At 67.8% G+C, this 14,272-nt stretch carries 11 protein-coding genes; 8 read left to right on the top strand and 3 right to left on the bottom strand.

What is annotated here, in order from left to right; genetic code table 11:
* Positions 1–14: 14 nt before the first annotated feature.
* Entirely contained in the window at positions 15–1,202 is a 1,188-nt protein-coding gene (locus C5B85_RS18400) for an acyl-CoA dehydrogenase family protein (protein ID WP_104287466.1), read from the bottom strand.
* A 236-nt stretch (positions 1,203–1,438) separates the two neighbouring features.
* Here C5B85_RS18400 and manA point away from each other — a divergent pair, with 236 nt between their 5' ends.
* The 4 genes from manA to C5B85_RS18380 all read left to right on the top strand — a co-directional run bounded on the left by manA (position 1,439) and on the right by C5B85_RS18380 (position 8,361).
* On the top strand, positions 1,439–2,770 hold the full coding sequence (gene manA / locus C5B85_RS18395) for a mannose-6-phosphate isomerase, class I (protein ID WP_258070906.1): 1,332 nt from the start codon (positions 1,439–1,441) through the stop codon (positions 2,768–2,770).
* Positions 2,771–2,987: 217 nt separating this feature from the next.
* Positions 2,988–3,305 carry a WhiB family transcriptional regulator gene (locus C5B85_RS18390; protein ID WP_104242955.1) on the top strand — a complete coding sequence of 106 codons (318 nt, stop codon included), beginning with the start codon at positions 2,988–2,990 and terminating at the stop codon, positions 3,303–3,305.
* Between the two features lie 603 nt (positions 3,306–3,908).
* A complete protein-coding gene (locus C5B85_RS18385) occupies positions 3,909–6,890 on the top strand; it encodes a glycosyltransferase (protein WP_181064506.1) in 2,982 nt (993 codons plus the stop codon).
* Positions 6,877–8,361: a DUF5719 family protein gene (locus tag C5B85_RS18380; protein WP_146078028.1), complete on the top strand. Its 1,485-nt coding sequence runs from the start codon at positions 6,877–6,879 to the stop codon at positions 8,359–8,361. Before C5B85_RS18385 ends, C5B85_RS18380 begins: the two co-directional genes overlap by 14 nt.
* A gap of 18 nt (positions 8,362–8,379) precedes the next feature.
* On the opposite strand, the gene C5B85_RS18375 is transcribed toward C5B85_RS18380, so the two are convergent.
* Positions 8,380–8,841: a hypothetical protein gene (locus tag C5B85_RS18375; protein ID WP_181064505.1), complete on the bottom strand. Its 462-nt coding sequence runs from the start codon at positions 8,839–8,841 to the stop codon at positions 8,380–8,382.
* Between the two features lie 35 nt (positions 8,842–8,876).
* Here C5B85_RS18375 and C5B85_RS18370 point away from each other — a divergent pair, with 35 nt between their 5' ends.
* From C5B85_RS18370 to ahcY, 3 genes are all read left to right on the top strand, one after another.
* Positions 8,877–9,083: a DUF3499 family protein gene (locus tag C5B85_RS18370; protein WP_104287463.1), complete on the top strand. Its 207-nt coding sequence runs from the start codon at positions 8,877–8,879 to the stop codon at positions 9,081–9,083.
* On the top strand, positions 9,080–10,522 hold the full coding sequence (locus C5B85_RS18365) for a phosphomannomutase/phosphoglucomutase (RefSeq protein ID WP_104287462.1): 1,443 nt from the start codon (positions 9,080–9,082) through the stop codon (positions 10,520–10,522). The genes C5B85_RS18370 and C5B85_RS18365 overlap by 4 nt, the downstream gene beginning before the upstream one ends.
* Before the next feature lie 75 nt (positions 10,523–10,597).
* Complete coding sequence (gene ahcY, locus C5B85_RS18360) at positions 10,598–12,070, top strand: adenosylhomocysteinase (protein WP_104287461.1); 1,473 nt, start codon at positions 10,598–10,600, stop codon at positions 12,068–12,070.
* Positions 12,071–12,207: 137 nt separating this feature from the next.
* On the opposite strand, the gene C5B85_RS18355 is transcribed toward ahcY, so the two are convergent.
* Positions 12,208–13,074, bottom strand: a complete 867-nt coding sequence (locus tag C5B85_RS18355) for an RDD family protein (protein ID WP_104287460.1) — start codon at positions 13,072–13,074, stop codon at positions 12,208–12,210.
* A 16-nt stretch (positions 13,075–13,090) separates the two neighbouring features.
* Between C5B85_RS18355 and C5B85_RS18350 the strand changes: the two genes are divergently transcribed.
* Entirely contained in the window at positions 13,091–14,086 is a 996-nt protein-coding gene (locus C5B85_RS18350; protein ID WP_104287459.1) for a stage II sporulation protein M, read from the top strand.
* The last annotated feature ends 186 nt before the right edge of the window (positions 14,087–14,272 follow it).

Genomic DNA, 14,272 nt, shown 5'->3' with positions numbered 1-14,272 from the left:
AGCCAAGAGGAGGGTCACACGAAGGCCGCGTGACCCGTGATCGACCGGCCGACGATGAGGGTGTTCATTTCCCTGGTCCCCTCATACGAGTAGATGGCCTCCGCATCCGCAAAGAACCGGCCGACCCCGGAGTCGACGACGATGCCGTTCCCTCCGCAGACCTCGCGCGCGAGCGCGACGACCTGACGCATGTTGCTCGTGGCCACTGCCTTTGCGAGCGCGGAGTGCTCGTCCCTCTGCACGTCGGCGTCGCCGAGCTGCGAGATGCGAACGCAGAGCGTAATGCTCGACGTGATGAGCCCGAGCGCGTCGACGAGACGCTCCTGAATGAGCTGACGCGCGGCGATGGGGGCTCCGAACTGCACTCGCTCCTTGGCATAGGCGAGTGCGGCCTCGTAGGCGCCGACAGCGATGCCCGTCGCGAGCCAGGCCACCTCGGCTCTGGTCTGGCGGAGCACGCGAGCAGTGTCTTTGAAGGAATTGGCGTGCTCGAGCTTCGCGTCGGCGGGGACGCGCACGTTGTCGAGGGTGATGTCGGCGTTCTGCACGATGCGCAAGGACACCTTGCGCTCGATCTTCGTCGCGGTGAAGCCCGGCAGCGAGGTGTCCACGACAAACCCCTTGACCTGTCCGTCCGCGACGTCCTTCGCCCAGATCACGACGATGTGGGCGAAGGTCGCGTTGCCGATCCACCGCTTCGCGCCATTCAGCACCCACTCATCGCCGACGAGCTCGGCGGTCGTCGTGAGGCCCCTCGCCGAGTCGCTGCCAGAGCCGGGCTCGGTGAGGCCGAAGGCGCCGACGATCTCGCCGGAGGCCAGGGCAGGAAGCCACCGCTCGCGCTGGGCCGCCGAGCCGCACAGCCCGATGGCGCCGAGGGCCAGTCCGTTCTGCACGCCGACGTAGGTGGCCACGCTTGCATCCACCCGAGCGAGCTCGAGGGCGGTCCACCCCCGGAAGACGGCGGAGTTCGCGAAGGGGCGGGTTTCCTCGAAAGCAAGGCCGACCACCTTGGCGGAGGCGAGGCCCGCGACGATCTCGCGCGGGAAGGTCGCCGCCTCCCAGTGCTCGTCGATGACGGGGCGCACGTCACGCTCGAGATAGCTGCGGAGGTCGGTGATCAGGCCCTTCTCCTCGGGGGTGAGGTCTGCCTCGAGCCCCGTGAAGTCGCCTGGCAGCAGCTGAAACTCGTTGTGGTCCATGACCGTCCTGTTCCGATTCGCGCGGGTGATGGGCGCTCCGTGATCGTCAGGCCGGCGACATTGCCTCTGGCGACGATGAGGGCGCTCCGCGAGCCTACGAACTCGCGACCGGGATGCGCCAGCGGCTTGGCAGAATCCGTGAATTCGGGCCCCCACTCCGGGCGGGCCGTTGTATCTGCCCTGCAGTTCCGCCAGCCACTCCCACAGTCGCACCGAGATTCGGTAGCCTTCGCGTGATGTTTCTGCCACTGAAGAATGCGCCCCGTGACTACGCCTGGGGTGCCCCCGGTTCGATCTCGCAGTTGCTCGGCACCACGGGCGCCTGCACCCTCGACGACGCCGATTGGGACGGGGTGCCGCAGGCCGAGCTCTGGCTTGGCGCGCACCCTGGCGCCCCGAGCCGCATCGTCGACCCTGAAGCCGCCGGTGGTGCGACGACCCTCGACGCCTGGATCGCGCAGGAGCCAGTGGCCACGCTCGGGCGATACGCCATGGGGCTGCGCGAGGGTGACGGGCCGAGGCTGCCGTACCTCCTCAAGGTGCTCTCCGCCGCGGCTCCCCTGTCGCTCCAGGTGCATCCGACGCTGACGGATGCGCGTCTCGGGTTCGACCGCGAGAACGCGGCGGGCGTCCCGCTCGGTGCGCCCGAGCGCAATTACAAGGACCCGCTCCACAAGCCCGAGATGCTCTTGGCGCTCAGCGAGACGATGGATGCGCTTGCGGGTTTCCGGGACTTCGCCGAGGTCGCGGCCGTGGTCGGCGACTTCGCACTGCGCGCATCCGCGGACGAGGCGCACCCGGAGTCAGGCCGCGCGGCGCTCGCGGACTTCACGGCACGAGTCGCTGCGCTCTCCACTGGGGAAGACCTGCGTGCGCTCGTCACCTTGCTCCTCGAGGGCGGCGAGTCCGTCGATGAACTCGTCGTGGCTGTGTCGAGGGTTGCGCTTGCGGGCGGTGAGCCCGGCGACCCGGCCGAGCGCTTCGCCCGAGAACGCGGCATCATCGCGACGCTGGCGCGCATGTATCCGGGAGACCCCGGGATCGCGCTTGCGCTCCTGCTCAACCACATCACCATCCGCAGGGGCGAGGCGATCTTCCTCCCTGCGGGGAACATGCACGCCTACGTGCGCGGGCTCGGCATCGAGATCATGGCGGCATCGGACAACGTGCTCCGCGGGGGTCTCACGCCGAAGCACATCGACATCCCCGAGCTTCTGGCGCGGCTCGACTTCGCGCCCGTGCCGCCGCCGTACATCGCGGCCACGCGCATCCAGGAGGGCGTGGAGGAGTACCGGCCGGAGATCCCGGACTTCCGCCTCGTGAGGGTCGTTCCCGGCGAGGAGGAGACAGTCAAGACCATCCACCTCGACGGCCCGACGATGTTGCTGTGCCTTCAGGGGGAAGCCCAGCTCGAGGGTGCCAAGTCGACGGCGACCATCACGGCGGGTGAGTCCGTCTTCGTGACCCCGGACGAACTGCCGGTGCGGGTCATCGGCTCGGTCGACCTCTTCGCTGCTGGCCCGGGTCTCGACAGGCGCGACACGGTGCCGATGCGACACGCCGACTAGCTGGGAATTTCTGTCGCGCCGGATTCGAGGGGCTCCACCCCGGCCCGGCGGGGGATCCTCTGCGACACGCCGCCGCGAATCGCGCGCGGCTTCTCCGAAAAGTCTCAAGACCGGGCTTAGTGTTGAGGGCTTCCGACTTGACGCGGGGTGAATTACAACGATGTAATGATTCCGACGCGCGGGCAGGTGCCCGCAAGCAACGTGGGGAGAACGTGATATGGCAATTCCAGGGAGGAACCCCTCGGTTCCCGAAGACTGGTATGTCGACCCGGTCAACCTCGGCGTCCCAGGAGTTCGAAGGAATGTCGGTGACGACAACCCGCTCGCGTGGCAGGCTGACGCGCTGTGCGCGCAGGTTGATCCCGAGGCCTTCTTCCCGGAGAAGGGCGGATCGACGCGCGATGCGAAGCGCATCTGCGATTCCTGCGAGGTTCGGAGCGACTGCCTCGAGTATGCGCTTTCGAACGACGAGCGCTTCGGCATCTGGGGCGGACTGAGCGAGCGAGAGCGGCGCAAACTGCGCAAGCTGGCGTAGCTCGCACGACGCCTGGTCGGCAGGCCGGACACAACAAGCAGACGGGGCCCCGTGCCGACTTCGGTCGGTCGGGGCCCTTCGTGCATCCACCCGCTTCAGTGAAGCGCGCGCAGCGCCGCGCGGGCTGCATCCGCACGGGAGATACACGCTCCTGGCACCAGGAACATGTACCTCCCGTGTGCTTCCTCTGAGCTTTCGTGTCCTTACCTCTGAGCTTGTGCGGGCTCACCTGCCAACTTCGAACTTGCTGCACCTGCCAACTTCGAACTTGCTGCACCTGCCAACTTCGAACTTGCTGCACCTGCCAACTTCGAACTTGCTGCACCTGCCAATTTGAGGGTGAGTTGTTGTTGAGGAGCGGCGGGACCCCCGGGGTTCTGGCCAACAATCGGCGCGGTGGTGGAGTGGCGCGTCAACTCGCCCTCAAATTGACGAACTGCCGGCCCGGAAGCGTCGGCTCGCGGGCGCGCTTGTTCCGCGCGGGCATGCTTGTGCAGGGATGATCGGGGTTGCGGACCGCGGCAGGTGCAGGTGCAGGTGCGGGTTCGCGGCTTGCCGCCCGCAATGCGACAACGCCCGGGGGAGCCGAATACCATTCGTTCAATGCGTCCCGGAGTCACCGCAATCCTTGTCGCGCGAGATGCGTCGCGCGCGCTCGAGCGCACCATCGCCGCGCTCGAGGGCTCCTCGCGTCTGCCAGACCGTGTCGTGATGGTGAATCTGGCGTCGAAGGATTCGACGCTCGACGTCATGCGCGCGGCAGAGCCGGACATCCTGCTGACGCTCGAGACGGACACGACCTTCGGTGGGGCCGTCGCCGAGGCGGTGGCTGTGCTCGAGGAGCAGGGGCTCCAGGCTGAGGGGGACTGGCTCTGGCTGCTCGCGGCCGATAACGCGCCTGAGTACGACGCACTCGAGCAGCTCCTCGCGACGGCCGAACGGAATCCATCGCTCGAGGTGACGGGCCCGAAGCTTGTTCGCAGCGACGACGCTGCGACGCTCGTGGAATTCGGGCAGTCGATGCTGCAGAACGGCGAGAGCCTTCGCCTCCGCGAGGATGAGCTCGACCAGGGACAGTTCGACCAGGACTCCGACGTGCTTGGTGTCGCGGCTGGCGGCATGCTCGTCCGCCGCGAGCCGTGGCTGGCACTCGACGGCTTCGACCCGGGCCTTCCCGCGGTGGATGATGCGCTCGACTTCTGCACGCGAGTGTGGCTGGCAGGCGGCCGCGTACTGCTGACGCCCTCCGCTCGGGTCGCCTGTGATCCGGAGGCTCCGGGAACCGCGGCGATGAACCCGGGGATGAGTGCGTCCGCACTCGAGGCCGCGCGAGACACCGCGCGGGTCCATCGCAGCCTCACGAAGACTCCCGCGGCGGCGTTCGGCGTGCTCCGGGTGCTCCTCATCCCGATCGCGCTCCTGAAGGGCATCTGGCACCTCGTCAGGAAGCGCCCTCGCCGCATCCTCGCTGAGCTCCGTTCCGCGTCGCGCGTGACCTTCGGCAAGACGGGAGCTGCCCGTTCGCGGGCGCAGTTCGCGAAGACGAGGACGGAGCCGTGGACTGTCATCGAGCCGCTGCTCGTCAGCGCCGAGGAGAACCAGAAGACGCTTGGCCTGCAGCGCGAGGAGCTGCGCGCGCTCACCCACGAGGAGCGCGAACGCTATTCGCTCGTCGGCTCCGGCGGACTGTGGGTGCTGCTCGTCTCCACGCTCCTTGGCCTCGGACTTGCCCTGCCCCTCATCGGTCAGTCGACGCTCTCCGGAGGTGGCCTGCTGCCCCTCGCCGACTCGATCGGAACGCTCTGGGGGAGAACCGGCTACGGCGTCCGCGATGTGGGCGACGGCGCCTTCGGCGTCGCGGATCCCTTCACCTACGTGCTCGCGGTGCTCGGCACCCTCACCTTCTGGCACCACAGCCTGAGCATCGTCCTCGTCTGGCTGTTCGCGCTCCCGCTCGCCGCGATGGGCGCTTGGCTCCTCACCGCGCGCCTCACCAACAGGGCCGGGCTTCGCGCCTTCGCCGCCTTCGCGTGGATGCTCGCACCCCCGCTGCTCGTGGCACTCGCGGAAGGCCGGGTTGCGGCGGTCATCGCGCACCTCGTGCTGCCCTGGCTGATCTTCTCCGCCCTGAGCGCGTCGAGGAACTGGTCGCGCGCGGCCGCCACGGGCTTGCTCGCAGCTGTCGCCATCGCATCCGCCCCGCTCCTCGCCGTGCCCCTGGCGGTCGTCTGGCTCGTGTGGCTTGTCATCGGCGGCTCGGGTTTCGCGCAACGGCTCCTGACGGCAGCGCCGACGCTGGTGCTCTTCGCGCCGCTCGCTGTCGCGCAGTGGAACCGTGGGAGACCACTCGCGCTGTTCGCGGACCCTGGCGTTCCGCTGGCGAGCACGGCGCCGGACGCCTGGCAGCTGCTCCTCGGGTTCCCCGGTTCGCTCGTCGCGGATCCCAGCTGGGCAGGGGGCCTCCTGGATGCGTACCCCGCTGCCCCCTTCGTCGCGGCCGCTCTGCTGGTGCCACTCTTCCTGCTGGCAGTTCTCGCTCCGGGGTCGCGGAATTGGCGACCGGCGCTCTTCGGACTCCAGCTCCTCCTGCTCGGCTTCGTGACGGCCGCGGCAGTGATCCGATTCGGCTTTGCGCACGTTGGGGTCGAGAGCATCACGCTGTGGCCGGGCAGCGCTCAGTCGCTCATGTGGCTCGGCGCGGTCATCGCGGCGGCCGCGACGCTCGCCGCGCTGCGCCCGAGAGCCTCGCACATTTCGGCCGGGGTTGCGCTCGCCGGTGTCGTTCTGCTGGCCGCGCTGCCGGCAACCGCAATGCTGCGCGGCGATGCGCTTGTCGGCGCGGGCGACGGCCGCTCGCTCCCCGCCATCGTGGATGCCCAGGGTCGGGCTTCCGACGAAGTCGGCACTCTGGTCATCGTGCCGCTCGCGAGCGGCGCCGTCGAGGTCAGGCTCGAGCGAGGAACCGGTGACAGCCTCGACTCGCAGTCCACGCTGCGCACGACGAGCGTCGGCTTCTCGGCAGGCGACCAGCGATTGGCAGAGCTTGCCGTGAACTTCGCGTCCGACTCGCTGTTCCGCCCCACGGAAGAGCTGCACGCGCTGGGCATCTCCTACCTGCTTGTCCCGGAGGGCGCCAGCGATGCCGCCACGATGGAAGGCCGGGTCGTCTCCACCCTGTCCGCCAACTCCGGTCTGCGGCCGGCGGGCTCGACGGAGTTCGGAACGCTCTGGCAGGTTGTCGGCCCGACGCTCGAGCCGACGGACCCGAGTGTTGCCGGTCCCCTCGACACCGCGAACACGGGCACGACGCTCGGGCGCTCGATGCTCATCGTCCAGGGAGCCCTCCTCGCGCTGACACTCCTCACTGCGCTCCCGACCGGCGGCCTCAACGCCAGGGCAGCGGATGTGCGGCGCCGCGAGAAGACGATTGGACGCCCCTGGTACGACCTCGACGGCGACGGTGCCGACGGTGACGAGCGCGTGCTGCGGCGCGACGTGACGTCGCTCACGGTCGACGACTTCGAAACAGACGACGATGACGTGCTCGGCACGGGTGCACGAGGAGGCGACCATGACGCTCGATGAGTCCAAGGTCATCGCCGAGGCACGCGCAGCAGACGACGCGGCTCGCGAGACGCCGAGCAAGAGGCGCGGCAGGCGGCCAGTCTGGCGCGTCCTGAGCGTCGGGGTGGCGGTCCTCGCCGTCGGCGGAGTCGTCGCCGCCGTGCAGCTGGCCCCAGAGGGGGCTGTCTCGAGCTCGGCGAATTCTGTGCTCGTGAGTCCCGTCGCGAGCGCGCAGGACCGCGTGTGCCCTGGCCCGCTGACGCTGCTGGGGCTCGCGACCGACGACCCGACTCTTCCCGCGACGCTCGGCACCACGAGCATCCGCCTCGCTGGTGACCAGGAAGATCTGGAGGTCGCGCCCGTCGTGGCGTCGACCCCGGCGGCCGACGCGCAACAGGCACTCGCCCCCGTGCGCTTCGCCGTGCCAGGCCTCACGGGGGACGGCGCGCCGACCGAGTTCGCCGCCGCGCAGACACTCGAGCTTTCCCAGCCCTCCGCCGCTGGCTTCGCGGCGACAGCCTGCCGCATGCCTTCAGCCGAGCAGTGGCTGGTCGGCGGCAGTACCGCCGAGGGCAGCAGCACGCAGCTCGTCATCGTGAATCCCGCCGAACGCCAGGCGGAAGTTCGCGTCACGGTCACCACGGCTGATGGCACCGTGCAGGCTCCGACGATCCGGGAGATCGTCGTGCCAGGGAGCAGCCGTGAGGTCGTGAGCCTCGAGGGCGTCGCACCGGAGCGCGGAGACCTCGTCGTCCAGGTCGAGGCCGTCTCCGGCAGCGTCATCTCGACGCTGCACCAGACTCGCACTTCGGGTGCCACTCCGAGCGGCATCGAGATCATCGGTGCGCAGGATGCTCCGAGCACTTCGCTCTCGATCGTCGGAGTCCCGTCGACAAGCACTGCCTCCGAGGCTGAGGGCACCCTCGTGCTCGAGCGAGGTGCGATGCTTCGAGTCCTCGCCCCCGGCGACGAGGAGACTGAGCTGACCGTCGAGGTTCGCGACGCGGCTGGCACCGCGCTCGAGCCCATCTCGCTGACGATCCAGGGCGGCCGAACCACCGAGATCCCGCTCACCGGCTACCCGATCGGCCAGTACACGCTGCAGATCGAGGCGAGCCACCCCGTCGTCGCGGCAGTGCAGACGACGGCGACGGCAACGTCGTCAGACCTGGCGTGGTACCTGCCGGTCCCCGCACTGAGCGGCAGCCAGGTCGTCGCGGTGCCGAATGGTCCGTCGCCGAAGCTGCAGCTCGCCGACGCTGACGGTGTCGAGAAGACTGTGACGCTCGTGGCGGATGACGACACTGTGACGGTCGTCACGATCCCCGCACATGGCACGGCGTCCGTCGACGTCGGGGCGTCACGCGAATACAGGCTCGAAGGGCTTGACCGAGTCTCGGTCCAGCTCGCCTACGCGGGCGACGGGCAGCTCGCGGCCATCCCCAGCTACGCGAGCAACCCGCTTGCCGAGGTCATCACCGTCTACAGATAGGCGCGCGCCCGGCGGCCGTCATTCGTCGCCGAAGCGCTCGGGTGCTATGTCCCATGGGTCTGAGCCGAGCAGCTCGGCGACAGCTTGCAGCACGCACCGCTCCACCAGCATCCGGTAATGCACGGGGTCCTCGCAGTGCAGCCGCGCAAGACGGTCGATCGCGACGCGGTACAGGATGATGCGATTGGGTGCCTCGACGTGGAAGCGGTCCATGCCATCCGAGTGCTGCAGGGTCTTCGGGACGTTCGCGATGTCGACCTGCACGTTCGCAAGTCGCTCCGGGTTCGCGGCGCGCAGGTAGTTCATGGCATCGGCGACGTGGTTCTCGAACCTGACGACGCGGCCGGTCAGCATGGGCAGGTAAGGACCCGCGACGCTCGAGCGGATGCCCCTGCCGTGTCTTCCGCGGGCGAGGCCGCGTTCAGGACGCGCCTGCCTCCTGGCATTCTCGGACTTTTTCTCCCGGCGGCGACGTGGCATGCCTGCGAGTTTACGCCCGGCGTAGACTTGCGCCGATGTCACATCGACCATGCTCACGAGTCGCGTGCACCCGCAAGGCGGAGTACACGCTGACGTTCGACTACGAGGACAAGCTCGCCGTCATCGGCCCGCTTGCGATCGCGGCCGAACCGCACAGCTACGACCTGTGCGCCCGCCACGCAGAACGCTCGACGCCACCGCAGGGGTGGAGCATGATGCGTCCGGTAGTTTTGGGTTCATGACTTCTGTGGCTATCGCACCCGCGTCGACTGACGAGCGGGGTTCTCTCTCTGGTGTCGTGAAGAGCTACGACGTTCGGGGGCTCGTGGGCAGCGAGCTCACCGAGACGCTCGTGACGGCGCTCGGCGCCGGCTTCGTCGACGAATTCGAGCTCTCAGGGCAGACGGTCGTCGTCGGCCACGACATGCGGGATTCCTCGCCGGGCTTCGCTGCTGCCTTTGCTCGGGGTGCAACGGCTCGGGGTGCGAACGTCACCCACATCGGCCTCTGCTCGACCGACGAGGACTACTTCGCGTCTGGCCGCTACGACGCGGCGGCCGCGATGTTCACGGCGAGCCACAACCCGGCCGCCTACAACGGCATCAAGCTCTCGCTCGCGGGTGCGAAGGCGCTGAGCTTCGACACGGGGCTCTCCGCCATCCGCGATCGCGCTGCAGCGTTCCTCGACGAGGGAATCGCCGCCGTCGAGCAGCCGGGTGACGAACAGCGCATCGACGTGCTCGCCGACTACGCCGCCTATCTGCGCGAGCTTGTCGACCTCTCGAGCATCCGCCCGCTGAAGATTGTCGTCGACGCCGGCAACGGGATGGGCGGGCTCACGGTTCCGGCCGTGCTCGGCGAGGCGGCCGGTCTCGGAGCGCTGCCGCTCGAGATCGTCCCTATGTACTTCGAGCTCGACGGAACGTTCCCCAACCACGAGGCGAACCCGCTCGATCCCAAGAACCTCGTCGACCTGCAGGCGGCCGTCATCGAGCACGGCGCCGACCTCGGCCTCGCTTTCGACGGGGACGCAGACCGTTGCTTCCTGATCGACGAGCTCGGCGAGCCTGTCTCGCCGAGCGCCGTGACCGCGATCGTCGCCCGTCGCGAGATCGCACGCGTCCGCGCAGCTGGTGAGACCGAGCCCACGATCCTCCACAACCTCATCGTCTCCCGTCACGTGCCTGAGGCCATCAGCGCCGAAGGTGCCAAGGCTGTCCGCACCAAGGTCGGCCACTCGCTCATCAAGGCACAGATGGCGACGACTGACGCGGTGTTCGGCGGCGAGCACTCGGCGCACTACTACTTCCGTGATTTCTGGAGCGCAGACAACGGCATGCTCGCGGCGATGCACGTGCTCGCGGCGGTTGGCGGGTCTGATAAGCGGCTGTCCGAGATCGGCAGCCTCGAGAATCCGTACTTCGCATCAGGCGAGATCAACTCGACGGTCGCGGATGTGCCTGCCGCGCTTGCGCGCATCGTCGACGCCTTCGCTGGCACCGCGGAATTCGACGAATTCGACGGGCTCACGGTCCGAGGCGCCGACGAGACCGGCTTCTGGTGGTTCAACGTGCGCGCGTCCAATACGGAGCCGCTCCTTCGTCTGAACGCCGAAGCGAAGGACGAAGCTCGCCTGCAGTCGCTCCGCGACGAGGTGCTTGCGCTCATCCGAGCCCAGTAGTCGCCGGTGGGCGGCCTGTTCCTGCGGGCCGCCGCCGCAGCATCCACCAACCCCCGTAGCAAGGAAGCAGCAGTCATGGCCCCAACGTCAGGTATCGAGCTCTCCACCGAGCGTCCGTTTGTCGTCGCCGACCTGGCGCTCGCGCCCGCGGGCCGACACCAGATCCGTCTGGCCGAGATCGAGATGCCAGGTCTTATGGCGCTTCGCGCGCAGTACGCCGGGCAGAACCCGCTAGCGGGTGCGCGCATCGCAGGCTCGCTGCACATGACCGTGCAGACGGCTGTGCTCATCGAAACGCTCACCGACCTCGGCGCGGAGGTTCGCTGGGCGAGCTGCAACATCTTCTCCACTCAAGATGAGGCCGCTGCGGCGGTCGCCGTGGGCCCGGAAGGCACGGTCGAGGACCCGATGGGTGTCCCCGTCTTCGCCTGGAAGGGCGAGACGCTCGAGGAGTACTGGTGGTGCACCTCGCGCATCTTCGACTGGAGCGCCGAGGGGGCTGTCGGACCCAACCTCATCCTGGATGATGGGGGAGACGCGACCATGCTGGTGCACCTCGGGCGGGAAGCGGAGATCGCGGGCGCCGTTCGGGAGGCGAACGACGACGACAGCACCGAGATGCGCGTTGTCCTCGAGACCATTCGCACGTCGCTTGCCCAGGACACGGACCACTTCACGCGCATCGCCGAGGAAGTGCGAGGCGTCACCGAGGAGACCACGACCGGTGTCCACCGGCTCTATGAGCTTGCCGAGCGTGGCGAGCTGCAGTTCACGGCGATCAACGTCAACGACTCCGTGACGAAGTCGAAATTCGACAACACTTACGGCATCCGCCACTCGCTGCCGGACGGGCTGAACCGTGCTACGGACGTGCTGATCGGCGGGAAGACCGCGTTTGTCGTCGGCTACGGCGACGTCGGCAAGGGGGCAGCCGAGGCGCTGCGTGGCCAAGGCGCTCGCGTCATCGTGAGCGAAGTCGACCCGATCTGCGCGTGGCAGGCAGCGATGGATGGCTTCCAGGTGGCGAAGGTCGAGGATGTCCTCGATCAGGTCGACATCTGGATCACCTGCACCGGCAACAAGAGCGTTCTGACGCTCGAGCACATGCTTGGCATGAAGCACATGGCGATCGTCGGCAACGTCGGTCACTTCGACAACGAGATCGACATGGCCGCGCTCGAGGAACTCGAAGGTGCGACGCGCGTCGAGATCAAGCCGCAGGTGCACGAGTGGCGACTCCCGAACTCCCGGTCGCTGCTGGTTCTCTCGGAGGGGCGCCTGCTCAACCTCGGCAACGCGACCGGCCACCCCTCGTTTGTCATGAGCAGCTCGTTCACGAACCAGGTGCTGGCGCAGCTCGAGCTCTGGCAGCGACTCGACGCCTACCCGCTCGGCGTGCACGTCCTCCCCAAGCATCTCGACGAGCAGGTCGCGCGCCTCCATCTCGATGCGCTCGGCGTCAAGTTGACCGAACTCACGCCAGAACAGGCCGACTACATCGGCGTCGCCGTCGACGGGCCGTACAAGGTTGGCCATTACCGCTACTGATCAGCGCGCGCCGAGTTTCCGTTCGGCGCTGAGCTCGACGCAGCCCGCCAGACCCTGTCTGGCGGGCTGCGTCGTGTTCGGGGGAGAGTCGAGATCGCGTGCATCAGGCGCGGATCACCAGTCGTTAGCCCGTCTGTTCACCCGCGGTCCGGGAAAGAATGGGGCATGCCGGTGAGCGTCGGAGCGAGGGCAGCTTCGCGACGCGCGATGGCTGAGAGCGCCGAGAGTTCGCGGTCGCGGCGCAGCACGGCGAGGCCGCGAAGGTAGGTGTCAGCGTCGACGTCGGGGATGGGATGCACGTGGGGGAGGGTCTCGCGCGCGATCTCTCCCGCCGCTCGATCCCGATGGGACGGGGTGAGCTGTGCGGCTTGATCGAGGTAGTCCAGGATGCGGCGTGACGTGCGGTCGGGGAGTCTGCCGGCATCTGCGATGGCCGCCCAGCCGAGGAGTTGAGGGGGCATCGGCCCGAGGTGGCGGCGAAGCTTCGGCGCCCGCTCGCGTTGACAGGTGGTGCCCGCCAGGATGTCGCCAAGTCGTTTGGCCCTGGAGTTGACGAGGCCCGTGATGATCGCGATGCCGCCTGCTGAGCCGTAGAGCTCGATGAAGCCGAGCAATGCGCGGATGAGCGCCTGCCGGAATCCGGACGCGCCGCCATCGTCGCGCACGATCCTCAGTCCGGTCGCGAACTTCCCCACCGATCTGCCGTGCGTGAGCGTCTCGACGACGCAGGGCGCGATGACGAGGCAGACGACCACGAGCGCGATGGCGATGGCGCTCAGCAGCGCTTCATCGATCGCGATCGGGAATCCATCGCTCGAGAGGACCGTCATCGTGAGGATGAGGAGGCCGACGTACCCGGCCATGTAGACGAGCGCGTCGAGAGCTGTGGAGGCGGCCCGAAGCGCGAAGCCGGCGGGCCGCACATCGAGGTGGACGCCCTCACCCACGACAAGCTGCTCGTCGGTGACGCTCAGCCGTTCCCTGGGTCGCGTCTGAGTGGCCATGGCAGTATTGAAACAGATGGATCTTGAAGCTCTCACAACCGCCCGATCGGCGGATTGGCGGCGCCTGGGGGCGCTTGCTCGGCGCCGCAATCTCACCGGCGCCGAGATCGACGAGCTCATCACGAGATACCAGGACTCGTCGACGGAGCTGTCGGATCTGCGGACCAGCTACGGCGAGACCCGCGAGGGGGAGTTCCTCTCCGTGCAGTTGTCGCGTGCGCGTGGAAGATTCACCGGAGCCGGGCGAAACATCCTGGTTGTTCTCGGGTCGTTCTTCTCGCTGGCGCTGCCAGCTGCCTTGTACCGAGTGCGGTGGTGGACGCTCGGCGCAGCCGTTTTCACGCTGGTCGTGGCACTGCTCAGCTACTGGTGGATCACGTCGAATCCTGAGATCCTCGGGTTCCTCGGATCGGAAGCGGCCCTCGAGCAGTACGCAGAGGAAGACTTCGTCGGCTACTACTCGGAGTTCTCTGAATCCAGCTTCGCAGCGAGGGTCTTCACGAACAACGCGTGGATAGCAGCCCAGTGCATCGCCTTCGGAATCACCGGACTTTGGGTCCCCGTGGTCCTCGTCCAGAACGCGCTTGGCCTTGGCCAGAGCGCAGCGGTCCTCGGTGCGCACGGTCACCTCGACGTGTTCTTCCTCTGGATCGCGCCGCACGGACTCCTCGAGCTGACCATGGTCTTCGTCGCTGCAGGTGCTGGGCTTCGCATCTTCTGGTCGTGGGTTGCACCGGGACCCAAGACGCGGATGCAGTCGCTCGCCGACGACGGGCGTGCTCTGATCGTCGTGGCTATCGGGACCACGATCTTCCTGTTCATCTCGGGGCTTGTGGAGGGATTCGTCACTCGTCAGGACTGGCCGTGGCCGGTGAAGATCGGGATCGGGGCCGCCGCTCTTGCGCTCTACCTGGTCTACGCGCTCTGGCTCGGCGGCCGGGCCGTTCGCTCTGGCGAGACGGGCGCGCTGGACAAGTTCGACGGTGGGGCACAGCGGCTCTATGCCGGCTGAACTCCCAGCGCTCAGGCGGCGGATCGTTCCTCCATCGCTGGTTCGACACGCCCGGGATATGGGTCGAGTTGTGCGTCGCTGGGTCTCTGCGTAATGTAATCACTCGTCAGGCCAACGGAGCGAAACGCGAGAGCGGGTCGCACGGGTCGGACAGTTCTGAAAGAAAGATCAGCATCTGCCACTTGT

Source organism: Pseudoclavibacter sp. AY1F1 (assembly GCF_002931075.1).
Classification (GTDB): Bacteria; Actinomycetota; Actinomycetes; order Actinomycetales; family Microbacteriaceae; genus Pseudoclavibacter.
This window is presented reverse-complemented; position numbering and strand designations above follow the sequence as displayed.

Coding starts and splice junctions, on each gene's coding strand:
- C5B85_RS18370 (WP_104287463.1), top strand. CDS start 8,877: ATGTCACATCGACCATGCTCACGAGTCGCGTGCACCCGCAAGGCGGAG.
- C5B85_RS18385 (WP_181064506.1), top strand. CDS start 3,909: ATGCGTCCCGGAGTCACCGCAATCCTTGTCGCGCGAGATGCGTCGCGC.
- C5B85_RS18355 (WP_104287460.1), bottom strand. CDS start 13,074: ATGGCCACTCAGACGCGACCCAGGGAACGGCTGAGCGTCACCGACGAG.
- C5B85_RS18365 (WP_104287462.1), top strand. CDS start 9,080: ATGACTTCTGTGGCTATCGCACCCGCGTCGACTGACGAGCGGGGTTCT.
- ahcY (WP_104287461.1), top strand. CDS start 10,598: ATGGCCCCAACGTCAGGTATCGAGCTCTCCACCGAGCGTCCGTTTGTC.
- C5B85_RS18350 (WP_104287459.1), top strand. CDS start 13,091: ATGGATCTTGAAGCTCTCACAACCGCCCGATCGGCGGATTGGCGGCGC.
- C5B85_RS18375 (WP_181064505.1), bottom strand. CDS start 8,841: ATGCCACGTCGCCGCCGGGAGAAAAAGTCCGAGAATGCCAGGAGGCAG.
- C5B85_RS18390 (WP_104242955.1), top strand. CDS start 2,988: ATGGCAATTCCAGGGAGGAACCCCTCGGTTCCCGAAGACTGGTATGTC.
- manA (WP_258070906.1), top strand. CDS start 1,439: ATGTTTCTGCCACTGAAGAATGCGCCCCGTGACTACGCCTGGGGTGCC.
- C5B85_RS18380 (WP_146078028.1), top strand. CDS start 6,877: ATGACGCTCGATGAGTCCAAGGTCATCGCCGAGGCACGCGCAGCAGAC.
- C5B85_RS18400 (WP_104287466.1), bottom strand. CDS start 1,202: ATGGACCACAACGAGTTTCAGCTGCTGCCAGGCGACTTCACGGGGCTC.